The organism is Bradyrhizobium sp. SMVTL-02, from assembly GCF_051853005.1.
Taxonomy (GTDB): Bacteria; Pseudomonadota; Alphaproteobacteria; order Rhizobiales; family Xanthobacteraceae; genus Bradyrhizobium.
This window is the reverse complement of record NZ_CP182469.1, coordinates 8,260,802-8,284,293: the sequence shown is the minus strand read 5'-3', so window position 1 is coordinate 8,284,293 and position 23,492 is coordinate 8,260,802. Positions and strand designations below refer to the sequence as shown.

The following is a 23,492-nucleotide window of genomic DNA, read 5'->3' as shown; positions in this document are numbered from 1 at the left end:
ATCGATGCCGCCTTCGTGACCTCCATCACAAGCGCCGGCGATTGGTCCTGCTAGAGCGGTGCCCAAAGGGGCCCGGGTGGCCCGAACTTCGGATGTCGTGTCATGCGCAACCTGCTCAGACTTTGCCCGCTTCTTCTTGCTGCTGCGCTGCTGTTTGGCACTGATCCCGCTTTTGCCGGAAAGCGCGTGGCGCTGGTGCTCGCCAACTCGGCCTACCAGCACGCCCCCTTGCTGGCCAACCCCGTCAACGACGGTGCGGTGATGGCCAACACGCTGAAGGAGGCCGGTTTCGACGTCGTCGATTCCCGGCACGATTTGTCCGCCCAGGACACGCGGCGTGTGCTGCGCGACTTTGCCGACGCGACCCGCACTGCCGACATTGCAGTGGTTTACTATGCCGGTCACGGCATCGAGGTCGAGGGCTCCAATTATCTGATCCCCGTCGACGCCAGGCTCGAGCGCGACACCGACGTCTACGACGAGGCGCTGTCGCTCGACCGCGTCCTGGTCGCGGTCGAGCCCGCCAAGCAGCTTCGCCTGGTGATCCTGGACGCCTGCCGCGACAATCCCTTTGGGAAGACCATGAAGCGCACGATCGCCTCGCGCGGCATCGGCCGCGGTCTCGCCCAGGTCGAGCCGACCAGCCCCAACACGCTGATCGCCTATTCGGCCAAGGCCGGCTTCACGGCGCAGGACGGGGACGGCGCCAACAGTCCGTTTACGGTGGCGCTGTCGAAGCATCTGACGACGCCGGGCCTCGATGTCCGCCGCGCCTTCGGCTTCGTGCGCGACGACGTGCTGAAGTCGACCGGCAACAAGCAGGAACCGTTCGTCTACGGCTCGCTCGGCGGCGACGATGTCCCGCTGGTGCCGGTCAAGGCGGTGGCTGCAGCGCCTGCGGCGCCGGTGGCGAACCCGCAGGCCGATATCCGCCGCGACTACGAGCTCGCGCTCCAGGTCGGCAACAAGCCGGCGTGGGAAGCCTTCCTCGCCCAGCACCCTGACGGCTTCTATGCCAACCTCGCCAAGCTGCAGATCGACAAGATCCAGGCCGAGCAGGCCCATGCGGCGGCGATCGAGAAGGCGAAGCAAGCCGAGGCCGAGCGCGATCGTCTTGCTGCTCTCGGCGCGCAGAAGGATGCGCAGGCCAAGGCTGCGGCCGATGCGAAGGCCGCCGAGCAGGCCCAACTCGCGGCGCAGAAGGCCAAGGAGCAGGCGCAGCAGCAGGCGGCCGCCGCCGAGCAGCAGCGCGTCGAGCTCGCCGCCGCGGCGCCAGGCACCGCGCCGGCCACCACCGCGAGCCCGGCGGGCACCAACGTTGCCTCGCTGACGCGGGCGACCAGTCCGGCCGATCTCAGCCGCTCGGTGCAGACCGAGCTCGGCCGGGTCGGCTGCTACTCCGGTCAGGCCGACGGCAATTGGAACACGTCCTCGCAGCGCTCGCTGTCGCAGTTCAACCGCTACGCCGGCACCAAGCTCGACGTGAAGGTCGCGAGCACCGACGCGCTCGACGCGGTCAAGGCCAAGCCGTCGCGCGTCTGTCCGCTGGTCTGCGAGCACGGCTTCAAGGCCGACGGCGACAGGTGCACGAAGATCGTTTGCCGTGAGGGCTATGCGGTCAACGACGACAATGAGTGCGAGAAGCAGCGCGCCGCCAGGCCGGCCAAGCCTGCAACGGCCAAGCGCGACGACAGTGATGAACGTCCGACCCGGCAGCGTCGCCAGGCCGGCGGTGCGGCTGCCGAAGCGTCAGGCGGCTACGGTGCAGCTGCCGGCATCGCTGCCGCCGCCGGCGCCGGCCGTCGCTCGGGTGGGGGTCAGGTGTTCTGCAACAGCAGCGGTTGCCGTCCCGTCAACCGGGGCTGCCATCTCGAATATCGTGGCGGTGGCGGCCCTGGCAACGATGCCAATGCCGAGGTGTGCAACTGACACCACTAGGCCGCGACGGCAGCCTAGTTCGAAATCGCGCTCGCCGCGATGTTGACCGTCAGCGCCAGCAAGGCCGTGTTGTAGATGAAGGACACGATGCCGTGGGCGGTGGCGGTGCGGCGGATGGTCTTGTCGGTGATGCCGACGTCGGAGACCTGCGCGGTCATGCCGATCACGAACGAGAAATAGACGAAGTCCCAATAGTCGGCGTGGTCTTCCTTGTCGCCGCTCGGAAACTGCAAGCCGCCCGGCTTGGCGTTCCGATAATAATCGTGGGCGTAATGCAGCGCGAAGGTCGTGTGCACGGCGGCCCATGACAGCACGATCGTGGTGATCGCGATGGTCAGCTCCAGCGCTCCGCGATGTGGTGTGCCGAGCTCGGAAACGATCGCGGCGATGCTGGCGAAGGCGCCGGTCGCCGTCACCAGCAGAATCACGAAGCGGCCGTCGTCCTGCATCGCCGCGGCGCGGCGGATGTGCTGGTGGTCGTTGCACAGCATCATCGCATAGACCAGCACGAGATAGACCGCGATCAGCGCATCCCAGCCGAACAGCAGCCGCGTCACCAGCCGGTGCGAGCCCGGCAGCAGCAGGCTGACCAGGATGCCGGCCGCGAGCGCAATGAAGGTCCGCGGCCGTGCATAGATCAGCCGCACCGGCCGCGACATCTTGCGGAAGCGGACGAGAACGGGATCTTCTTTGTCGGTGGCCATGACGGTGAGGGCTCTCTCACAGTTGCCGCGGCGGCGGTCTGCTCCCTCGCCCCGCTTGCGGGGAGAGGGTTGGGGTGAGGGGGGACCTCCGCAAGGACGGTGAGAGCTGGCTTCGCGGAGGCTCCCCCTCACCCGGATTGCATCTTCGATGCAATCCGACCCCTCCCCGCAAGCGGGGAGAGGTGAAGATAGTTCCTAGTCAGTTCTTCCGCTCGGCGACGAAGCGCGCGGCGGCTTGCAGCACGGCGGCGCGATCGCCGAAGATCGAGACGGCGCTGTCGGCGCGCGCGAGCAGGTCGCGTACGCGCTGCTTGGCGCCTTCGATGCCGAGTTGTGTGACGAAGGTGGTCTTGCCGAGTGCGGCATCGGCGCCGGCCGGCTTGCCGAGCGCGGCGGCATCGCCCTCGACGTCGAGCAGGTCGTCGGCGATCTGGAAGGCTTCGCCAAGCGCGCGGCCGTAATCGTCGAGCGCCTGATATTCCTTCTGCGAGGCCTGGCCGAGGATCGCGCCGGCGATGCAGCCGTAGCGCAAGAGCGCACCGGTCTTCATCTGTTGAATACGGGCGACATCGATCGGTTCGTTGCCGCCGAAGCGGCCCTCGCCGGCGAGGTCGAGGATCTGGCCGCCGACCATGCCGCCGATGCCGGCGCAGCGCGCCAGCGCGCGCGTCAGCAAGAGCCGCACATTGGCGTCGCGATGGATCTCGTCGCGGGTGACGATGTCGAAGGCGAGCGTCAAGAGGCCGTCGCCGGCGAGGATCGCGGTGGCGTCGTCGGTCTGCTTGTGCAGGGTGGGGCGGCCGCGGCGCAGGTCGGAATTGTCCATCGCCGGCAGGTCGTCATGGATCAACGAGTAGCAGTGGATGCATTCGAGCGCGGCGCCGACGAGCAGGGCGGCTTCGCGCGGCACGCCGAACACCGCGGCGCTTTCGACCACAAGGAACGGCCGCAGGCGCTTGCCGCCGTTAAGGCTTGAATAGCGCATTGCGTCCATCAGTCGCTTGGGCCGGGCGATCTCATCGTGCAGGATGTCGTCCGACAGCAGGCGCCCGAGCAGGGCCTCGGTATCATCAGCGGTCTTGTCCAGACGTTTGGCGAAATCGGACGGGGACGTGCCGGTCATCAAGAAGGGCTCCAGAACTAAAATTCGGCGGGACAATCCTTTATGCGCCTGCATCAGTCAATCGCTTGGAAGGCCTAAAAAGTGCTGGAAAAGAGCCGAATTATCACAGACTTAATGGTCCAGCCCGTGGCCGCGGTTCAGTTTGCGCCGGAAAGGTCGATTTGCGCATCGTCAAGATCCTGCTGGTGGTGCTCGCGGTCGTGGTCCTCGCGCCCTATGTGATCGCGCCATTCTATCGCGCCGGCCATCCCGTTTCGACACTGATGGCCTGGCGCAGCTTGCGGGGCGCGCCGATGCAGCGGGTGTGGATCGATCTGGCTGACATGTCGCCCTACCTGCCGCGTGCGGTGGTGGCGGCCGAGGATGCTCATTTCTGCAAGCATCACGGCATCGATTGGGGCGCGCTGCGCGAGGCGATCGACGACGCGAGGGAGGACGGCACCGCCTTTCGGGGCGCCTCCACCATCACCCAGCAGGTCGCAAAAAACCTGTTCCTCTGGCAGGGGCGGGACTTCATCCGCAAGGCGCTGGAATTCCCACTGGCGCTGTGGATCGACCTCGTGCTGCCCAAGCCGCGGATTCTCGAAATTTACCTCAATATCGCGGAGCTGGGCCCGCAGGGCCAGTTCGGGGTAGAGGCGGCCAGCGCCTATGCCTTCGGCAAATCGGCCGAGAACCTCTCGCCCCGGGAGGCCGCGCTTTTGGCCGCGATCCTGCCGAATCCGGTCAAACGCAGCGCCCGGACCCCGGGACCGGGTGTCCGGCGGCTGGCAGCCACCTATATGGCGCGGGGCCAGGCGAGTTCGCTTGTGACCTGCTGGCGGGAAAATCGCTGATTCCGGGCCCTTTTGGGGCGCATTTTCCGGGCCAAAAGCCTAGCTTTACGGCCGGCCTTCCTCTATAAGCCCGGCCTTGATCGGCATTCAGCTCGCCTCGTATTGCGGGTGCTGAGCCGTCCCCTCCCGGACGATGCCCCGATAACACCAATCCCTAGAGGATATTGAAATGGCCGTTCCGAGAAGAAAAACCTCGCCGTCGCGCCGTGGCATGCGCCGCTCGGCAGACGCCATCAAGAAGCCGACCTATGTGGAAGACAAGGACTCCGGCGAGCTCCGTCGTCCCCACCATCTCGATCTCAAGACCGGCATGTACAAGGGCCGTCAGGTCCTGAAGAAGAAAGAGACCTGAATTCAGGACCTTTCTCCGGGCGGGATGATCGGGCCTGCCTGATTTCGGCCAACCCATGAGATATGGCAGTGACGGCGGCGGAGCCAATGCTTCGCCGCCGCATTGTCCTGTCTGGACATCTTGATCGAGAAGGCATCTTGCCGATGGTCGGTTTCCCGCTGCTTCTGATTCCGCTCGCGGTCTACAACATCATCGCCTTTCTGATGCCCAGCGTGTCCTTCTCGGACGTGCTGTTCAAGGTGCCGATGATCACGGGCGAGACCTGGCCGGTCACGCTCGCCGATCTCCTGCTCGCGCTCGGCGTGGTGCTGTTGCTGCTCGAGGTGGTCAAGGGCGCGCGGCCCGGCTCGAAATTCCTGATGGACCATCTGCTGTCGCTGATCATCTTCGGCGCGGCCGCCGCCGAATTCGTGATGTGGCCCAAATTCGGCAATTCCACCTTTTTCCTGCTGGTGCTGCTCGCGATGGCCGATTTCCTCGGCGGCATCGCCCAGCGCACGCGCCGCCGCGTCACCTATGTCGCCGAGACCACGGCGCCGGCGCCGCGGAAGGCCAAGCGTCGGGCCGAACCGCCTGCTGATGAAGCTGTGGCCGAGCCCAAGTTCGAGCCGGCGCCGCAGCCAGCGCCGGTGGTGCCGCCCGCGCCCTCCGCGCAGTCGGTCGCCGAATCCGTGCTGATGGATCATCCCGCGCCGAAGCCGGTGAGCCCGCCCTCGCCGGAAATCCCCTCGCCGCATCTGCAGCCGGGCAACGGCACGCCGCCCTCGCCCGACACGCCGCGCTGACTTGAGCCTGTCGCCGCGGTGTCGGTGCGCTCCCTCGCCCCGCTTGCGGGGAGAGGGTTGGGGTCTCCACCGGGGATGGTGAGAGTTGGACTCGCGGAGGGTCCCCCTCGCCCGATCGCTTCGCGATCGACCTCGCCCCCGCAAGCGGGGCGAGGTGAAGCGCGATCTCCTGCTTATCAAGCCACCTGCCGCGTGCGGGCGCTGACGCTTCCGAGCGGGCGCTTGCTGCCATAGGCGATCAGCGCATCTTCCGACGAGGCGCGGCGGAGCCGGCTGGTCTGGGGCAGGTGCTCGGCGTTGGCGATCAGCTGGGTGACGAAGCTCGGATCAGGGCGGGGCAGCGGCGCCTTGTTGACCCACTGCAACGTCGGCACCATCGGCACCAGGGCCGTGCCCTTTCCGCTGTCCAACTCGTCCGATCGACCAGTAGCCAACATCGCGATCACCGTTGATCCGGCGGAGCCTGTCGCGTTTCGGGACGCGGGCGCCGGGTGCGTGTCAGTACTCGCAAGGCCTATGCCGCGCGGGCCGGTTTGGTTCCCTCCTCACTTCACAACGTGGTTTCCAAATTGTTTATCAACTTTGCCTAGGGTCGAAGGCGAATCTGGCTCTATCCTGTGCCGGCTCAGGACTCCCGCTGTCCCGAAACGAGGCGATTTTGACCCCTGCATTGCCGCAAGCCTCCGACATCCTGGCCGCCCTTGGCCAGGCCGTGTTCGCCTGGGACATCGCCAGTGACGCCATCGCCTGGGGCGAGCAGGTCAGTGCCGTCTTCCCCGGCATCCCCGCCGAGCGGCTTGCGACCGGCGCCGAATTCGCCAAGCTGATCGAGCCCGCGCAGTCGCTGCGGAGCGCCGCGCTGGCGCAGACCTCCCCGGTGCACGGTGGCGACGGCACGCCCTACCGCGTCGAGTATGGCGTGCGCATGAGCGCCTCCGATCCCGTGATCTGGATCGAGGAGACCGGCCGCTGGTTCGCCGGCCCCGATGGCCGGCCGACGCGTGCGATCGGCTCCGTCCGCATCAACAATGAGCGCCACGCCCGCGACCAGGAATTGACCAGGCTGGCCCGGCTCGATCCACTGACGGGCGAGCTCAACCGCTCCCATCTGATCGCGGCGCTGGCCGAGGCGATCGAGGAGACGAGGCGCTTCCGCTCGACGGCGGCCTTCATGCTGGTCGGCATCGATCATCTCGCCCGCGTCAACGACGCTTTCGGCTTCGACGTCGCCGACGCGGTGATCCTCGACATCGCCGGGCGCATCCGCGCGCGCCTGCGCGGCGGCGACGTGCTCGGGCGCTTCTCCGGCAACAAGTTCGGCCTGATCCTGAAGAACTGCACCATCGACGACATGAACGTCGCCGCCGAGCGTTTCCTCGCCGGCATCCGCGACGAGGTGGTGCCGACGAAATCCGGTCCGGTCTCGGTCACCGCCTCGATCGGGGCGGTCAGCCTGCCGCGCTATGCCCGCAACACCGACGAGGCGGTCAATCGCGCGCATGAGACGCTCGATGCTGCCAAGCGCCGGCGGGCCGGCTCGTTTGCGGCCTGGCGTCCCGATGCTGCGCGCGATGCGCAGCGCCGCGTCAACATCCGTGTCACCGACGAGATCGTCACGGCGCTGAACGAGCGCCGCATCAAGCTCGCCTACGAACCTGTCGTGTCGGCCGTCTCGCGCCAGCGCGCATTCCACGAATGCCTGGTGCGGATGGACCAGGGCGACGGCCAGGTCCTGCTCGCGCCCGACATCGTGCCGGTCGCCGAGCGGCTCGGCCTCATCCGCCTCGTCGATCACCGCGTGCTCGAGCTCGTGGTGGCCGAGCTCGCGGCCGCGCCCGATGTCAGTCTCAGCCTCAATATCTCGCCCGACACCACCATGGATCCGGACTGGTGGGCGGGAATCGAGTCGCTGATGCTGGCCCATCCCGGGGTCGCCGAGCGGCTGATCGTCGAGATCACAGAGACGGTCGCGATCCAGGACATCGATGATGTCCGCGGTTTCGTCACGCGGCTGAAGAATTTCGGCAGCCGCATCGCCATCGACGATTTCGGCGCCGGCTACACCTCCTTCCGGAATCTGCGCAAGCTCGGCGTCGACATCGTCAAGATCGACGGCGCCTTCGTGCAGAACATCACGCACTCCGCCGACGACCGCGCCTTCGTACAGACCCTGATCGATCTCGCCCACCGCCTCGACATCAAGACCGTCGCCGAATGGGTGCAGGACGAAGACGCCGCCAACATGCTGCGCGACTGGGGCTGCGACTACATCCAGGGCCGCCTGATCGGCCTCGCCTCAGCCGAGCGCCCGTGGGGTGTGGCGGTGGATAGCGCACTGCCCGCGGCGGGCTGAGGGGTGGGGAAAGGCGCGAGGGCGCCTTTGCCCTCCGTACGATTGCTCTCGTGGGCTCGACTCTCTCCTCCGTCATTGCGAGCGTAGCGAAGCAATCCAGAGTCTTTCCGCCGCGGCGGTCTGGATTGCCTCGCTGCGCTCGCAATGACGATGCGCACCTACGCCACACAAATCCCCGCGACTGCGACCTTCTGAAACAGATGCGGACTTGCGATGGCCGACGTCGGGTAGTCCGCGATCTTCGCGCGGAACTCCGGATGGGTGAAAGCCGCGCGGAAATGCGCATTGGACTCCCAGACCGCGTAGTTGAGATAGGTCGGGCTGTCGCCGATCGCACGATGCAACTGGGTCGAGATGAAGCCCGGCTGCCGCTTCATGAAGGCGGCATCGTCTTGCCAGCGCTTCAGAAAAAGCTGCTCATCCGCCGCATCGAGCGTGAACAGGTTGACCAGCACCACGGGGCCGGCATCAAGCGCGATCTGGCGGTCGATCGGGAACGTCGGGTCGAGCGGACGCATCTGGGGCATGACATCACTCCATGTAATTGGTATCATCATGTCAATTAGGCGATACCTGACATAGATAAGTGACATTACGATGTCAATGAGGAGCGATCGAGACAAATGAGCAAGATCAAGCGGACCCCGGCGGGCGAGGCCCTGACCGGCTTCATTCTCGAGCTGTTCCGGGCCAACGGCCTGCTCCTCACCGCGGGTGACCGGCTGGTCGCCTCGCTCGGCCTCACCAGCGCGCGCTGGCAGATTCTGGGGGCGATCGTCGATGCCGAGCGTCCGGAGCCCGTCGCCTGGCTCGCGCGCAATCTCGGCGCCAACCGCCAGAACGTGCAGCGGATCGTCAACGATCTCGAGCGGGATGGCCTCGTTGCGTTCGAGACCAATCCGCATCACCGCCGGGCGCAGCTCGTCGTGCTCACCGACAAGGGCCGGCAGGTCTTTGACGCCGCAGGCCGCCTGCAGACGCCGTGGGTCAACAGCCTGGCGGACGGCCTGTCAGTGAAGGAGATCGAGGCGGCCCGCCGCGTGATTGGCGCTCTGCGTGACCGGCTGGAGGCCGGTGAGAGGTGATCATGCCGCATCTTGCGCAGATGCCGTAGGATGGGCCAAGCGAAGCGTACCGAGTCGATCCCTTGCGATCTGAGTTTGTGGAGACAACCCTCATCCGGCGCCATAGCCGAAGCTTTGCTTCGGCGTTCTTAAGAACCGCGGCCACTGGCCGCCTATGCCACCTTCTCCCACACGGGAAGAAGGAAGAGATCGCACAGCGGCCATAAAACACTCATGCGCCCTCATCCAGCGCCACCAGTTCGCGCTTCCTGCGCAGCGACGGCAGCAGCGGCGCGATCAGCAGCACCAGCGCCAGTGTCAGGCACGCCGCCGAGATCGGCCGCTGCACGAAGGTCCAGAGATCGCCCTGCGACAGGATCAGCGACTTGCGCAGATTGTTCTCCAGCATCGGCCCGAGCACGAAGGCGAGCACCAACGGCGCCGGCTCGTAGCCGAGCTTGCGCATGAAATAGCCGATGACGCCGAACGCGATCATCACATAGACGTCGAACACGTTGTTGCTCGAGCAGTAGACGCCCAGGATCGTGAACAGGATGATCAGCGGGAACAGGATGTTGTAGGGCAGCTTCAACAGCTGCACCCACATCCCGATCATCGGCAGGTTGAGGATCAGCAGCATGACGTTGCCGATATACATGCTGGCGACGATTCCCCAGAACAGGCCGGGGTTTTGCGTGATCAGCAGCGGGCCCGGTTGCAGGCCGTGGATGACGAAGGCCCCGAGCAGCAGCGCCATCACCACGTTCGGCGGGATGCCCAATGTCATCAGCGGAATGAACGCCCCGCCCGCTGCCGCGTTGTTTGCGGATTCGGGGCCCGCAACGCCCTCGATCGCGCCGCGGCCGAAACGCTCCGGCGCTTTCGACAGCCGCTTCTCGAGCGCATAGGACGCAAACGAGGCCACCACCGCACCGCCGCCCGGCAGGATGCCGAGCAGGAAGCCGAGCAGCGTGCCGCGCGCCACGGGGCCGGCGCTCGCCTGCCAGTCCTCCTTGTTGGGCAGGAGCTGGGTGATCTTCGCATTGATGATGTCGCGCTTGATCGCCTGCTCGATGTTGAGCAGCACCTCGGCGACGCCGAACAGCCCCATCACTACGGGGACGAGACCGATGCCGTCGATCAGCTCCATGCGGCCGAATGTCAGCCGCGGCTGCGCCGTGATGCTGTCGAGCCCGATCAGGCCGAGCACGACGCCGATGCAGGCCATCAGCAGCGCCTTCGGCATCGAGCCCTGGGTCAGGAAGGTGAGCACCACGAGGCCGAGCACCATCAGGCTGAAATACTCGGCCGGGCCGAACGCGATCGCGATGCCGGCGAGCTTCGGGGCCACCAGCATCAGGGCGACCAGCGCGAACGTGCCGGCGATGAAGGAGCCGAAGGCGGAGATGCCGAGCGCAGGGCCGGCACGGCCCTGCTTGGCCATCTGGTGCCCGTCGATGCAGGTGACGACGGAGGCCGCCTCGCCGGGGATGTTGACCAGGATCGAGGTGGTCGATCCGCCATACATCGACCCGTAATAGATGCCGGCCATCATGATGATGCCGGATTCCGGCGTGCCCGAAAGCGTCACGGGCAACAGCAGGGACATCGCCGAGATCGGCCCGATGCCCGGCAGCACCCCGACCAGCGTGCCGATGAAGACACCGATGAAGCAGTAGAGCAGGTTGATCGGCAGCAGCGCGACACCGAATCCATGTGCGACGTTGAGAAGCGTGTCCATGCGGTCAGCCGATCCCGAACAGGCCAGAGGGTAGCTGGATCAACAGCAGGCGCTTGAGCACCCACCACATTCCTGATGGCACCATGACGGCGATCGGAATCGCCAGCGTCCAGCGCACGGGATCGATCAGGCGCAACAGCAGCAGCATCAAGGGGATCGACGACAGCAAAAATCCCAGCGGCTCGAGCGCGAAGGAGAACGCGGTGAGACAGGCGATGACGAGGAGCGGCTTGCTCCAGCGCGCCTTCTCCCAGCGCGACTCCAGCGTCGGCCCGCCTTCCGCGATGGCCGAGATGACGATGGAGCCCGCGAACACGCACATCAGCATGCCCGTGTAGAACAGCACATAGCCGGAGCCGGGATCGTTGATGGTGCCGAGCTTCAGCTTCAATCCCTGCCAGATCACGAAGCCGCCGAGCGCGAGCCCGATCAGCCCGCCCCAGAGTTCGGAGTTGTTGAGGCGGAGTTTGACGTTGGTTGGGTTGTTCATTTGAAACACCTCTCGATCACCGTCAGCCCTGCGCAACGGCGAAGCCGTTGTCGCTGAGGTGGCCGCTTCTTCAGCGGGCCTCGAAGGGCGACGGTGCCCCGACCATCCTTCGAGGCGAGCCGCAAGCGCGGCTTCCGCCTCGCGATGGCGTCAGCATATGTGGCGGCCTGACCCTACTTCTTCGCCAGCCCGAGCGTGTCGATCACCTTGCGCTCGGATTCCGTGACCTCGATGACGAACTTCTTGTAGTCCTCGGTGTTCTTGTAGTTCGGCACCATGTCGTATTTGGCCAGCGTGGCGATCACCGCCGGATCCTCGACCGCCTTCTTGAAGGCGTCGTGCAGCTTGGCGACGATCTTCGGATCCATGCCCTTCGGCCCCGCGATGCCGAACGGGGAATCATAGACCATGGGATAGCCAAGCTCCTTCAGCGTCGGCACGTCGGGGTAGTTTGGCGACCGCGCCCCGGTCCATACCATCAGCAGCTTCAGCTTGCCGGCATCGACCAGCGGTCGCCAGCCCGTCGAATCCGCCTGCAGCATCGTGTGCTGTCCCAGCACGGCCGCGTTGGTCTCGGCGCCGCCCTTGAACGGCACCTGGGTGAGCTTGATGCCGGACATCGCCGCGATCTGCTCCATGCCGATATGGAGCGAGGTTCCGGTACCCGGCGTTGCATAGGTCACCTTGCCGGGGTTCGCCTTCGCGAACTCTACGACGTCCTTCCAGGACTTGAACTGCGATTCCGCGCTGGTGGTCACGCCGAACGTGTAGCCGGTGAGGTGGATGATATAAGTGAAGTCCTTCGCCGGATCCCATGACACCTCCTGCATCAGCGGCAGGCGGAACACGGTGATCGGAATTTGCGAGATGGTGTAGCCGTCCGGCTTCGCAGCCGCCGCCATGGTCGCAGGGCCGACCGTGCCGCCGCCGCCAGCCTTGTTGTCGATCACGATCGGCTGCCCCAGCACCTTCGAGGCGCTGTCGGCGATGGCGCGCATCGAGATGTCGGTCGAGCCGCCGGCCGGCCATGGCACGATCAGCGTGACCGGCTTGGTGGGATAGTCCTGCGCGCCTGCGGCGGTCGCGAGCAATGCGCCCACGACTTGCATGGCCGCAAAGGCAATCGTCTTCAGCCCGTATCGCGACATCGAAATACCTCCCTCGCGGCGATCTCGTTGGACCGCCGACTCTCGTTGTTATGAGCGGATTGTCCTCGAAATCTCGGGAGAAGAAAAGCGCATTGCGTAGATCGCGCGCAGGGCGCGGCGGCGATCTCCGCGGAAACGGGACGTGCGACAATTGGTCGTTTGGAGACGTGCCGAGAGGCGGAATTTCGAGGAGGCCCGAAGCCCCTACGCCACGCGCCGCACAGCGTTCAGCGCCTCGATGATGTGGCCGACCTCCGCCGCTGGGCAGGGCTTGCCGAAGTAATAGCCCTGCACCGCGGTGCAGCCGCATTCGCGTACGAAGTCGAGTTGCGCCTCGGTCTCCACGCCCTCGGCCGTGGTCTCGACGCCGAGCACGGAGCCGAGACTGGCGATGGTGCGGACGATGGCAACGCTCTCCGGGCTTTCGCCGAGCGTGCCGACGAAGGAGCGGTCGATCTTGATGCGGTCGAACGGAAACTTGCGCAGATAGCTGAGCGAGGAATAGCCGACGCCGAAATCGTCGAGGCTGACGCGCACACCGAGCGCGCGGAGCTGGTGCAGGATCTCGATCGTCGCCTCGCTGTCGTCGAGCAGCGCCGTCTCGGTGACCTCGAGCTCGAGCCGCCGCGGCGCAAGGCCGGCTTCCGCAAGCGCGCTCGTGACCAGCGCCACCAGCCCGCGGGAGCGGAATTGCACCGGTGACAGGTTCACCGCAACGGTGACGTCGCGCCAGGACGCCGCAGTGGCACAGGCCGTGCGCAGCACCCATTCGCCTATCGGAACGATCAGCCCGTTCTCTTCAGCGATCGGGATGAACTCGGCGGGCGAGACCGAGTCGCGCGAGGGATGCTTCCAGCGCAGCAGCGCCTCGAAGCCGATGAGCTCGGACGAATCGAGCCGCATCTGCGGCTGGAACACCAGGTGGAACTGGTTGGACTCCAGCGCGCCGCGCAGATCGTGCTCCAGCGCGTGCCGGCTGCGCGCCTCTTCCTCCATCTCGGGCTCGAACAGCCGGTAGGCGCCGCGCCCCTTGGCCTTGGCCTGGTACAGCGCAAGATCGGCGCATTTCATCAGCTCGTCGGCGTCCAAGCCGTGATCGGGGGCGATCGCGATGCCGACGGAGACGCCGACATGGATCGCCTGGCTTTCCAGCGGCGGCGGGTGACCGATGATTTCGACCAGGCGGCGGGCCAGCTGTTCGGCCGATTGCGGCTGCGGGCCGCGCTGGAGTACGGCGAACTCGTCGCCGCCGAGCCGCGCGACGGTGTCGTGCTCGCCGACATTCTCCTTCAGGCGGGCCGCGACCCAGCGCAGCAGTCGATCGCCGGCGGCATGGCCGAGGCGGTCGTTGACCGTCTTGAAGTTGTCGAGGTCGAAGCACAGCACAGCCATTGCGCCGCCGGCAATCGCGACGTGGTTCAGTCCCTCGCCCATCTTCTCGCGGAACAGGGTGCGGTTGGGCAGGTCAGTCAGGGAGTCGTGCCGCGCCATGTGCGCCACGCGGGCCTGGGCCTTGTGCCGCTCGGTGACGTCCTCATAGGTGACGACCCAGCCGCCGTGCTCCATCCGCTTGTGATTGAGCTTGATGATGCGGCCGTCGCTCAAATGGCGGTGCAGCGTATGGTCGCCCTCGCGCAGCCGCTCGACGTAGTCGGCGTAGAGCTTGGCGCCGGAAGTGTTCGGATGGATGCCGATCGCACAACTGTGCTCCATGATCTCGCGCATCGAGACGCCCGGCTTCACCATGTCGGGCGAGAGACCGTACATCTCGATGTAGCGGCGGTTGCAGACGATGACGCGCAGGCTCGAATCGAGCATGCACAGGCCCTGGCTCATGTTGTTCAGGGCCGCATCGAAGCGCCGATACTGCTCGCTCAATTCCTCGACCGCGCGCTCGCGTTCGGTGATGTCTTCATAGGTGGCGACGAAGCCGCCTTCGGCCAGCGCGCAGTAGCGGACGGATATCACGGTGTCGTTCGACATGCGCCGGCGCATCGGCGAGGAATCGCGGTTCGCGATCCGCGCGCGGGCCGCTTCCAGGATCTGTTGGGGCCTGTATTCCGAGGTGAACGCGCCGTTCGCCATCGATCGTTCGATCAGTTCGCCGAGATGCGTGCCGGGCCTCGTCTCCTCCGGCGAGAGCAGGTAGATCTTTCGGTAGGTGGTGTTGCAGACGCGCAGGCGCATGTCGCTGTCGTAGAAGGCGAGCCCGTGCGCCATGTTCTCCAGCGCTGCGTCGAGAATGAAGTTCTGCCGCCGCAGAGTCTCCTCGTATTGCAGCCGTTCGGTGACGTCTTCGTGCACCGTCACCCAGCCGCCGTCGGGAAGGAAGCGGGAAACCGCCTGCACCATCCGCCCGTCGTAGCGCATCACCAGCAGGGTCTTCGCCTTCCTGGCGCGCACGTCCTCGAGCCTGGCGTCGTGGAATTCCTCCGCCGGCATGCCCGCCACGTTGCCGCGCGCGAGCCAGTGCGCGATGGCCGTACTGTGCGCCACGCCGGGTTTCACGATGTCGGGATCGAGATCGTAGAGCTTCAGGAAGCGCTCGTTGCAGAGGACGACGCGGCTGTCGGCGTCATACATGATGAGGCCGTGCGACATGTTGGCGAGCGCATGCTGGCTGCGTTCGGTCTGCACGTGCAATTCCGCCTCGAGCCGCGCGAGGCGGCTGACGTCGTCGCAGATCGTCATCCAGCCGCCGCCCGGAAGCGGCTTCAGCTCGAGCGACATGACGAGGCCGCTCGCCAGCCGCTGCTCGGTCCGAAACGGCTGGCCCCCTGCGATCTGCGCGATCCGCGCCGAATACAGCGCGTCGAGCTCGCTCTCCGGGAAGTTGCCGCGGCTCGCACTGTGCGCGAGCACCTCGCGGTAGCTCGTGCCGATGCGCACGATTTCGGCAGACAGATCGAAAAGCGAGCGGTAGCTCTGGTTGACCAGCACGATCCTGTTGTCGGCATCGTAGACGCAGACACCCTGCTCCATGCGATCGAGCGCAAGCTGGCTCAGCGCGACCAGGGCGTCCGGGCCCTGCTCGCGGCGTGCACCAAGCTCGTTGTCGCAGGTCGACGTCATGGGGTCGGCATGATCTCGGCAGGCAATAGACTTAACGCAACGTAATTCCGTTGCCGAGGGTAGCGAAGAGGCGGGAAAATTCCCTTAAGCGCAGTAGTTTACGGAGGGTGACCGGCGATGGAGAGTGTGTCGGAAATGCAGAAGCGCCTGCGTGCGTTGGCCGACCGCGCTCGCTACGGCCCGTACAGCACGAGCTCCGTATCCGTGAGATCGGCAAGCTGTGGCCGATGCGGACCCTTGAAATATTTGCGGCGGCGCCGCTCGGTATAGATACCTGCGAGGCCGGGAATCGGGCCGTTGGCGTCGACCGCCACCGAGATCTTGCCGAACCGCAGCAGCAGCCGGCCGATGCGGCCGGCGCATTCGGCGTATTCGGCGGCGTTGCGGCAGTAGATCAGCTTCATCGCAGGCGGGGCGATGAAGCCGCGACGAATGCGCACCGGTTGCAGGATGAAAGGGAACGTTCCCTTCGGCGTGCGGCAGACGAGGCTGAGGCAATTGTAGCGCGCATGCCGCGTCAGGAGATCGGTCTCGTCCGGGGAAAGCCCGTCGATCGCCTTGGCGTGCTGGGAGATCACCTCAACCTTGCTCCAGCGCGGGGCGCGCGCCAGCGCCGGCACCGAAAAGAAGATGCCGCGACAGTAATCGCGAAAACCCTGGGCCTCGATGATCGGCCAGGTCCACGGCGCCGGGCTGATGTTGAGATAGGTGACATCCTTGTGTCGCTGCGCGACCTTGGTCAGAAACGGAGCGTAGTTACGGTAGGCCGGATCGACATACCAGCTCGACAAATTGCACTGGATGGCGGTCTCTTCGCCGTGCTTTCGCGTCGTGTAGATCAGCAGCAGCACGCCGACGGGCTCGCCGTCGTTGTCGAGCATGTAGCCGAAGCGCGGATAGCCCTCCGGCACGGGCCGGAAGGCCTGCCGGCGCAGGCCCTGCATCCAGTATTCGCGTGAACGGCCGACGAAGCCGCGCGTCAGCAAGTTCGCAATCTTCCCGACATCGGATTCGGTGATCTCGCGGCAACGGACCTTGGTATGGATCACGCTCGTCTTGCCCGTGGAAATGGTCGGCCTCGTTCGGTCCATCGTTTCAGCATGAACATTTCGGGATCATGCTCTAGCGCCAGCCTTCGCCATGGGCTTCAGCCGCGGCTTGCGGCTGCAGGCCCAGCATGTCTCGCACCTTGGCGGGCCAGGCGGAGAGATCGGTGCCGTGGGTGTGGAACATGGCGACGGCAAGGCGGTCCATGCCGAAGGCGACGCAGCCGGTGTGCGCCGGCTCGCCATTGGCATCCTGGATGCCCCAGGTCGTGCCGAAATGCTCGCGGTGATAGTTGAAGCTCATGCAGGCGGTCGGCTGCTCTTCCGAGCGCAGCGGGATCAGCAGCTCGAACTTGAGCTGCTGCTGCTTCTGGCTCACCGCCTTCATCTGGCCGACGCGGCCGAAGAAGGGATCGCTGGCATAGTCGACGCGGAAGGCAAGGCCGAGGTCGCGGGCGATCGCCTGCGCGCGCACCATCCAGCGCTCGCGGAAATCAGCGACGTCGTCGGGCGTTCCGATGCAGACATATTCGCGCATCCGGAACGACTGCAGCCGGTCGAGATGCTTCGAGGGCTCGCGGCGGAAGCAGTCGGCGGCGACGTCGAAGCGCAGGCCGCCCTTCGGCAGTTGCCCCCGGCTCGCCGCGATCGGATAGACCGGATAGCAGGCCGCCGGCGACAGCACGAGGTCGGCGGGCGACAGTGACGTGGTCCAGTCGCCGCCGGCGTCGAAGCGGCTCACTGCGGCGTTGATCTCGCGCTCGGTGCCGTGCAAGCCGCAGACGCAGCCCAGCAGGTTCGGGAAGCTCTTGAGATAGCCTGACTTCTCCAGCTGCGCGCGGCTCATCACTGGCGGGAAGCGCAAGGCTTCGGTGCCGGCTTCGCGATGGCTGGTGATCAGCGCGGCGAGCTTCTCGACGACGCCCTCATAGAGCGCGGTGCGGGCGTAGACGCCGTCCGAACCCATGCGGTGGAACAGCTTGCCGGCGAGATGATCGAGCGGATCAACGATTTGCGGTGCGGTTTCCGGCGAATTGGGAAGGGCGGCAATATTCATGGGTCGATGTCCTGCTATCTCGAAATTGTTCTTGTTGATCTGGTCGGGAAGGCACTTCAGTCATGAAGGCTCGATGGTACGCCGCTCATCAGCGTCGAGCTGGCGGCGTTGGCCAGAATACGATCGTTGTTGATCATGATCGGCGACGACAGCACGTCGCGGAGGTGACGGCCCATGGTGAACTCGCCGTCGTTGCGGTAGCCGGAAAGGCCTGCGGTCCGCATCGCATGCATCACGGTCTCGACCGCGAGTTCGGAGGCCTGCACCTTCAGCAGCGTGATCGACGACTGGAAGTCGAGCGAGCCGAGCGCGCGTTCATCATGCTCGGCGCGGGAAAAGGCCTCGATGTTGGCCGAAATCAGCGCGCGCAGTTTTGCGAGCGACATCTTCGCGGCGGTGAAATGTGCAGCCGCCGGTGGCATCTGCCCGCCGGACGTGCGGGCCGCCTTGCGGATGAAAGCCTGCGCGCGCGTGACGGCCGCAGCGGCGATGCCGGCCCAGGCCGAGGACCAGCACATATGCGCGAACGGCGTCATGGTCTGGGCGTGGATCTTGTCGTAGCTTTCCGGGAAGACACGGTCGGCGGGGCAATCGACCTTCAGCTCGAAGCCGGTCGAACAGGTGCCGCGCATGCCGAGCGTCTCCCAGCCCTGCGTCTGCTTCAGCGAATAATCGTCCCTGGCGAGCGCCAGCAGCACCTGGTCGGAGGCGGCGGCATCGGTGGCGCGCCGGGCGATGGTGACGAGACCATCGGCTTCGGCGCCGTAGGAGATCACGGTGGCGTCGCGCACCAGCGAGACGGTGTCGCCGGCATGGTCGACGGCGGCGGCGCTGGCACGGATGTTGCCGCCGTTCTGGCCTTCGGTGGTGGAGGAGGCGAGCAGCCACTGGTCGCGCGCGACCCGGCGCATCATGGTTTCCATCCAGGGGATGCCGTGGCCGTGCCTGACGACGCAGGCGACCTTGGTCATGTGCATCGCGTAGATCATTGCGGTCGAGGCGCAGGAGCGCCCGAGCGTGTAGCAGATGTCGGTGACGTCGTGGATCGAGGCACCGAAGCCGCCGAACTCGACCGGTATCATCACGCCGAGCAGCTTCTGCTCACGCGCGACGTCGAAGGCTTCATGAGGGAAGCGGGCGTCGCGATCGACCCCGTCTGCGTCGGCCGCGGCCGCTGCGGCGGTCCGGGCGGCGCGCTCGATCAGGGAGGGGCCCTGATCGAGGAAGCTGGCTTGCGTTTCGTCGACAGTGAGGACCGCTTCACGCACGTTCATGCTCGTCCGCCTCCGGTTTGCCGTTCAGGATCGCCGGCATCATTCGCGATGCCGTGTAAAGAGATCCTCCGACCATCTTTGCTTGTGAGACGAGGCTACGGATTTAATTCAAATTCGTCGATGAAATAGAGGGTAAACGAAGCCCAATTCCGAATGGACAGTTAAGAGCCGGTTTTTTGTATCACGCGGGTTTCCGCGATCGCTTTAGTGGACTGGAAGAGGCATGAATCCAGACAATCTGAGTCATCGTTTACTAAGAAACGCGAAGTAATGATGACCCCCATTGCGGGATCGGCCGGCCCTGCCCATCGTACCCGGCAGTCCGGCCGGACCTTTCATAGACAGATGGAATTTACCGATGCAGGCCTTCGAACCCGAATTGCGCAATCGCATCATCAAGCTGGTGAAGGGCATCCTCGCGCGAAACTCGCTGTCCGCCGATGTCACCCCGTCGGCCAAGCTCGTCGACGTCGGCCTGACCTCGATGGACATGGTCAATCTCATGCTCGGCGTCGAAGCGGAGTTCGACTTCACCATCCCGCAGTCCGAGATCACCCCTGAGAATTTCCAATCGGTCGAGACGCTGGAGCGGATGGTCGCGACGCAGCTGCGGCTCGCGACTGCGGCTTGATCATTCTCGGGGGTCGTCCTGGCGAAAGCCAGGACCTCCGCACGAGCGCTTGCGCTCGTCGCGATTACCCAGCGAGGAGTTTGGCGAAGTTTCGTCGTTGGGGATTGATATAGTGCCCCGTCGATAGACCTCGCGGTATGGGTGCTGGCTTTTCACAGCTACGCCATCCCCTCACCACCCCGTTCCAAAACCGCCGCAAAACTGGCATAGCTTTAACCATGTCGCACGTGGCGAACAGGGTGGAGCGGGTATGACGCAGGCGGTATTGGGCATCATCGGGGGCTCCGGCATCTACGACCTGCCGGGTCTCGAGGGCGCGCGCGAAGAGGTGATCGAGAGCCCCTGGGGCGAGCCGTCGGCGCCCTTAAGGCGCGGCTCCATCGCCGGCCTGCAGATCGTGTTCCTGCCGCGGCACGACAAGGGCCACCGGCTGTCGCCCTCCGACATCAACTACCGCGCCAATATCGACGTGCTGAAACGGGCCGGTGTCACCGACCTGATCTCGCTCTCGGCCTGCGGTTCCTTCAGAGAGGAACTGCCGCCCGGCACCTTCGTTCTCGTCGACCAGTTCGTCGACCGCACCCATAAGCGCGAGAGCTCGTTCTTCGGTCGCGGCTGTGTCGCGCATGTCTCGATGGCGCACCCGGTCTCGCCGCGGCTGCACATCCATCTCGCAGCGGCCGCCGAAGCCGAGGGCATCGCGATCGCGCGTGGCGGTACCTATGTCTGCATGGAAGGGCCGCAATTCTCTACCTGTGCGGAGAGCATGACGTACAAGACGCTTGGTTATTCGGTGATCGGCATGACCAACATGCCCGAGGCAAAACTCGCGCGCGAGGCCGAGATCTGCTACGCGAGCGTCGCGATGGTGACGGATTTCGACTGCTGGCATCCCGATCACGATGCCGTCACCGTGCAGGACATCATCCGCGTGCTGACCTCGAACGCCGACAAGGCGAAGGCGCTGGTGGCGCGGCTGGCGAAGGATTTGCCGCGCGAGCACGAGCCGTGCCCGATCGGTTCGGACCGCGCGCTCGACACCGCGCTGATCACGGCCCCCGAGGCCCGTGATCCCGAGCTCCTGAAGAAGCTCGATGCGGTGGCGGGGCGCATCCTGCGGGCGTGATACGAAAGGCAGAATGCCATGAAGGTCGAGGGCAAGCATTTCCGCAGCATCTGGCGCGAGCGCGACGGCTGGTCGGTTGGCGCGATCGATCAGCGCCGGCTGCCGCATGAATTCATCATCGCGCGCCTGACCTCGTGCGAGGAGGCGGCCGTTGCGATCCGCGACATGCTGGTCCGCGGCGCGCCGCTGATCGGTGCGACCGCGGCCTATGGTATGGCACTCGCCATGCGCGAGGATGCCTCCGACGCCGGCCTGAAGCGCGCCTACGACACGCTCGTCGTGGCGCGGCCGACCGCGATCAACCTGAAATGGGCGCTGGACGAGATGCGCACCGCGCTCGCGCCGATCGATCCCGTTGAACGGGCGGAAGCGGCCTATGCACGCGCCGACGAGATCGTCGAGCAGGACGTCGAGATCAATCGCGGCATTGCCGGCAACGGCCTAGCGCTGGTCGAAGCGATTGCGGCGAAGAAGCCGGGCGAAGTGGTCAACGTGCTGACCCATTGCAACGCCGGCTGGCTCGCCACCGTCGACTGGGGCACGGCGACGGCGCCGATCTATCTCGCGCATGAGCGCGGCATCAAGATCCATGTCTGGGTCGACGAGACGCGGCCGCGCAACCAGGGTGCCTCGCTCACCGCCTGGGAGCTCGGCCATCACGGCGTGCCGCACACGGTCATTGCCGACAACACCGGCGGGCATCTGATGCAGCACGGCATGGTCGATCTCGCCATCGTCGGTACCGACCGCGTCGCCGCCAATGGCGATGTCTGCAACAAGATCGGGACGTATCTGAAGGCGCTCGCCGCGCATGACAACGGCGTGCCGTTCTACGTCGCGCTGCCGTCGCCGACGATCGATTTCGCGGTCCATGACGGCATCAGGGATATCCCGATCGAGCAGCGCAGCGGCGTGGAGGTCACCGACATGACCGGCCGCACCGCGGATGGAAGGCTGGAGACGGTGCGGATCGTGCCGGAGGGATCGGCGGTCGCGAACTACGCCTTCGACGTGACGCCGGCGCGACTGGTGACGGGCCTGATCACCGAACGCGGTGTGCTGAAGCCGGACCGCGCCTCGCTGGCGGCTGCATTTCCCGAGCGGATCGCAATTGCGGCGGAGTAGTCAGTTCGCCGGGCGAGATGCTCCCACGCCGTCATTGCGAGCGCAGCGAAGCAATCGAGAATCCCACTGCGGAGACAGTCTGGATTGCTTCGCTGCGCTCGCAATGACGGAGTATGACGCGCTAGCTCAGCGTCAATCCCGTCGCCTTCTCGAGCTCCGCGATCGCCTCAGCCCCGCTCGTCACCTTGATCGTGGTCATGCCCATTTCCCGCGCGGGCTTCAAGTTCACGCCGAGATCATCGAGATAGACGCAATTCCTCGGATCGACCTTCAGCGTCTCCACCATCAGTCGGTAGATCCGCGGGTCGGGCTTGCGCAGGCCGATCTTGGCGGATTCGATGACGTGATCGAACAGCACCATCACCTCGGCAATGTAAAGCGAGCGCCCGGTCATGCTGCCGATGGCGTTGGCCGGCAGATTGTTGGTGATGCAGCCCGTCCTGAATTTCGCCTTGATACGCTTCAGCGCCTCCACCATCTCGGGCCGCAGATCGCCCTGGAGCAGCGGCAGCACGTCGCGGCCGCGGACCTCGGCGCCGAGCGCGCGGGATTCCTCGGCGAATAGCTGATCGAACGTCTCGATGTCGACCTCGGCCCGCTCGAATTTGGCCCAGGCATTTTCCAGATGGTTGGCGGCGTTGGTGCGCCGGATGATGTCGATGGGCAGGCCGCGCTCGGTCTCGAACCGCGTGAACGCTTCAAAGGGCGAGCTCGTCAGCACGCCGCCAAAATCAAAGATCACCGCCTCGATCGCCAAGGTCCTGCCCTCGTCAATTCCTTTCCAAGAGAGCTAGCATGCGCTATCGGCAAGGGCCAGCCCGAAGCAATTCGCCGCCGTCACCGATGCCGAAGCGTGTTCCCATGAAGAAGCCTGCCACGTTCATCGCAGCCGCGCTGCTGCTCGCCACGCCCGCTTACGCCATCGTCGGGGGCGGCACGCCGCAGGCCGATGGCGTCGCGCGCGCCGTCGTCACCATCGTCGGCTCGCGCGGCAATTTCTGCAGCGGCACCCTGATCGCACCAAAACTGGTGTTGACGGTGGCGCACTGCGTGCAGCCCGGCGCGGACTACAAGATCGTCGATCGCGGTGCCGACGGCGCGCCGCAATTGCTGAACGTTCGCACCGTCGCGATCCATCCGAACTTCAACATGCAGGCGATGCAGTCCCATCGCGCCACGGCCGACGTTGCACTGCTGCAACTGGAAATTCCACTGAAGGGAAAATCGACGGTGCCGGTCGGCATGCCTAATATTCCGATTCAGGTCGGCAGTCGCTTCGTCATCGCCGGTATTGGCGTCAGCGTGCGCGGCGACGGCAAGAGCGGCGGCGCCACGCGTGTCGCCGGTCTCGTTGCCACGGGCCAGCCCGGAACGCTGCAGATCCGGCTGGTCGATCCCGTAACCAACGGAGTTCGCGACGGAATTGGCGCCTGTACCGGCGATTCCGGTGGTCCGGTGTTCGAGGACAAGCCGAATGGCGCAATGCTCGTCGGGCTCATCAGCTGGTCGACGGGACCGAACGGTGCCGCCGGCTGCGGCGGCCTGACCGGTGTCACGCCGCTCACGCTCTATCGCGACTGGATTTTGCAGACCGCGCGGAGCTGGGGTGCAGCGCTGTGATTTGACC

22 protein-coding genes are annotated in these 23,492 nt (G+C 65.5%); 10 read left to right on the top strand and 12 right to left on the bottom strand.

The window, feature by feature from the left end; translation table 11 throughout:
* The first annotated feature begins 102 nt into the window (after window positions 1–102).
* A complete protein-coding gene (locus ACNJYB_RS39615; protein WP_439371936.1) occupies window positions 103–1,929 on the top strand; it encodes a caspase family protein in 1,827 nt (608 codons plus the stop codon).
* 23 nt (window positions 1,930–1,952) lie between these two features.
* On the opposite strand, the gene ACNJYB_RS39610 is transcribed toward ACNJYB_RS39615, so the two are convergent.
* Window positions 1,953–2,642, bottom strand: coding sequence for a DUF1345 domain-containing protein (locus ACNJYB_RS39610; protein ID WP_439371935.1), 690 nt, complete (start codon window positions 2,640–2,642; stop codon window positions 1,953–1,955).
* 199 nt (window positions 2,643–2,841) lie between these two features.
* Window positions 2,842–3,765 (bottom strand): polyprenyl synthetase family protein, encoded by a 924-nt coding sequence (locus ACNJYB_RS39605; RefSeq protein WP_080133655.1) that lies wholly within the window; start codon window positions 3,763–3,765, stop codon window positions 2,842–2,844.
* 161 nt (window positions 3,766–3,926) lie between these two features.
* Here ACNJYB_RS39605 and mtgA point away from each other — a divergent pair, with 161 nt between their 5' ends.
* From mtgA to ACNJYB_RS39590, 3 genes are all read left to right on the top strand, one after another.
* The gene (gene mtgA / locus ACNJYB_RS39600; RefSeq protein ID WP_439371933.1) at window positions 3,927–4,601 is read left to right on the top strand and encodes a monofunctional biosynthetic peptidoglycan transglycosylase; all 675 of its coding nucleotides are present in this window, start codon (window positions 3,927–3,929) and stop codon (window positions 4,599–4,601) included.
* Between the two features lie 169 nt (window positions 4,602–4,770).
* The gene (gene rpmF / locus ACNJYB_RS39595; RefSeq protein WP_439371932.1) at window positions 4,771–4,953 is read left to right on the top strand and encodes a 50S ribosomal protein L32; all 183 of its coding nucleotides are present in this window, start codon (window positions 4,771–4,773) and stop codon (window positions 4,951–4,953) included.
* Between the two features lie 143 nt (window positions 4,954–5,096).
* The gene (locus ACNJYB_RS39590; protein WP_439371931.1) at window positions 5,097–5,738 is read left to right on the top strand and encodes a hypothetical protein; all 642 of its coding nucleotides are present in this window, start codon (window positions 5,097–5,099) and stop codon (window positions 5,736–5,738) included.
* Between the two features lie 176 nt (window positions 5,739–5,914).
* Here ACNJYB_RS39590 and ACNJYB_RS39585 read toward each other — a convergent pair whose 3' ends face one another.
* Entirely contained in the window at window positions 5,915–6,175 is a 261-nt protein-coding gene (locus ACNJYB_RS39585; RefSeq protein WP_439371929.1) for a hypothetical protein, read from the bottom strand.
* 221 nt (window positions 6,176–6,396) lie between these two features.
* On the opposite strand from ACNJYB_RS39585, the gene ACNJYB_RS39580 reads away from it, so the two are divergent.
* The gene (locus ACNJYB_RS39580) at window positions 6,397–8,091 is read left to right on the top strand and encodes an EAL domain-containing protein (protein ID WP_439371928.1); all 1,695 of its coding nucleotides are present in this window, start codon (window positions 6,397–6,399) and stop codon (window positions 8,089–8,091) included.
* A gap of 158 nt (window positions 8,092–8,249) precedes the next feature.
* Here the strand turns inward: ACNJYB_RS39580 and ACNJYB_RS39575 are convergent, their stop codons facing one another.
* Entirely contained in the window at window positions 8,250–8,618 is a 369-nt protein-coding gene (locus ACNJYB_RS39575) for an antibiotic biosynthesis monooxygenase family protein (RefSeq protein WP_439371927.1), read from the bottom strand.
* 96 nt (window positions 8,619–8,714) lie between these two features.
* Here ACNJYB_RS39575 and ACNJYB_RS39570 point away from each other — a divergent pair, with 96 nt between their 5' ends.
* Window positions 8,715–9,176, top strand: a complete 462-nt coding sequence (locus ACNJYB_RS39570; RefSeq protein ID WP_439371926.1) for a MarR family winged helix-turn-helix transcriptional regulator — start codon at window positions 8,715–8,717, stop codon at window positions 9,174–9,176.
* 211 nt (window positions 9,177–9,387) lie between these two features.
* Here the strand turns inward: ACNJYB_RS39570 and ACNJYB_RS39565 are convergent, their stop codons facing one another.
* The 7 genes from ACNJYB_RS39565 to ACNJYB_RS39535 form a co-directional block, all read right to left on the bottom strand.
* Window positions 9,388–10,896 (bottom strand): tripartite tricarboxylate transporter permease, encoded by a 1,509-nt coding sequence (locus ACNJYB_RS39565; protein ID WP_439371924.1) that lies wholly within the window; start codon window positions 10,894–10,896, stop codon window positions 9,388–9,390.
* A gap of 4 nt (window positions 10,897–10,900) precedes the next feature.
* Window positions 10,901–11,386: a tripartite tricarboxylate transporter TctB family protein gene (locus ACNJYB_RS39560; protein WP_439371923.1), complete on the bottom strand. Its 486-nt coding sequence runs from the start codon at window positions 11,384–11,386 to the stop codon at window positions 10,901–10,903.
* Between the two features lie 173 nt (window positions 11,387–11,559).
* Window positions 11,560–12,534 carry a tripartite tricarboxylate transporter substrate binding protein gene (locus ACNJYB_RS39555; RefSeq protein ID WP_439371922.1) on the bottom strand — a complete coding sequence of 325 codons (975 nt, stop codon included), beginning with the start codon at window positions 12,532–12,534 and terminating at the stop codon, window positions 11,560–11,562.
* Window positions 12,535–12,738: 204 nt separating this feature from the next.
* Window positions 12,739–15,606 carry a PAS-domain containing protein gene (locus ACNJYB_RS39550; protein WP_439371920.1) on the bottom strand — a complete coding sequence of 956 codons (2,868 nt, stop codon included), beginning with the start codon at window positions 15,604–15,606 and terminating at the stop codon, window positions 12,739–12,741.
* Between the two features lie 173 nt (window positions 15,607–15,779).
* Window positions 15,780–16,655: an acyl-CoA acyltransferase gene (locus tag ACNJYB_RS39545; protein ID WP_439371918.1), complete on the bottom strand. Its 876-nt coding sequence runs from the start codon at window positions 16,653–16,655 to the stop codon at window positions 15,780–15,782.
* A gap of 73 nt (window positions 16,656–16,728) precedes the next feature.
* The gene (locus ACNJYB_RS39540) at window positions 16,729–17,709 is read right to left on the bottom strand and encodes an amino acid--[acyl-carrier-protein] ligase (RefSeq protein ID WP_439371917.1); all 981 of its coding nucleotides are present in this window, start codon (window positions 17,707–17,709) and stop codon (window positions 16,729–16,731) included.
* 56 nt (window positions 17,710–17,765) lie between these two features.
* Window positions 17,766–18,983 carry an acyl-CoA dehydrogenase family protein gene (locus ACNJYB_RS39535; RefSeq protein WP_439371915.1) on the bottom strand — a complete coding sequence of 406 codons (1,218 nt, stop codon included), beginning with the start codon at window positions 18,981–18,983 and terminating at the stop codon, window positions 17,766–17,768.
* A 358-nt stretch (window positions 18,984–19,341) separates the two neighbouring features.
* On the opposite strand from ACNJYB_RS39535, the gene ACNJYB_RS39530 reads away from it, so the two are divergent.
* The 3 genes from ACNJYB_RS39530 to mtnA all read left to right on the top strand — a co-directional run bounded on the left by ACNJYB_RS39530 (window position 19,342) and on the right by mtnA (window position 21,865).
* Window positions 19,342–19,614: a phosphopantetheine-binding protein gene (locus ACNJYB_RS39530; protein ID WP_439371913.1), complete on the top strand. Its 273-nt coding sequence runs from the start codon at window positions 19,342–19,344 to the stop codon at window positions 19,612–19,614.
* Window positions 19,615–19,864: 250 nt separating this feature from the next.
* A complete protein-coding gene (locus ACNJYB_RS39525) occupies window positions 19,865–20,740 on the top strand; it encodes an S-methyl-5'-thioadenosine phosphorylase (RefSeq protein WP_439371912.1) in 876 nt (291 codons plus the stop codon).
* An 18-nt stretch (window positions 20,741–20,758) separates the two neighbouring features.
* Window positions 20,759–21,865 (top strand): S-methyl-5-thioribose-1-phosphate isomerase, encoded by a 1,107-nt coding sequence (mtnA, locus tag ACNJYB_RS39520; RefSeq protein ID WP_439371911.1) that lies wholly within the window; start codon window positions 20,759–20,761, stop codon window positions 21,863–21,865.
* A gap of 121 nt (window positions 21,866–21,986) precedes the next feature.
* On the opposite strand, the gene ACNJYB_RS39515 is transcribed toward mtnA, so the two are convergent.
* On the bottom strand, window positions 21,987–22,622 hold the full coding sequence (locus ACNJYB_RS39515; protein ID WP_439371910.1) for an HAD-IA family hydrolase: 636 nt from the start codon (window positions 22,620–22,622) through the stop codon (window positions 21,987–21,989).
* Window positions 22,623–22,726: 104 nt separating this feature from the next.
* Between ACNJYB_RS39515 and ACNJYB_RS39510 the strand changes: the two genes are divergently transcribed.
* Window positions 22,727–23,485 carry a S1 family peptidase gene (locus tag ACNJYB_RS39510; protein WP_439371908.1) on the top strand — a complete coding sequence of 253 codons (759 nt, stop codon included), beginning with the start codon at window positions 22,727–22,729 and terminating at the stop codon, window positions 23,483–23,485.
* Window positions 23,486–23,492 lie beyond the last annotated feature (7 nt).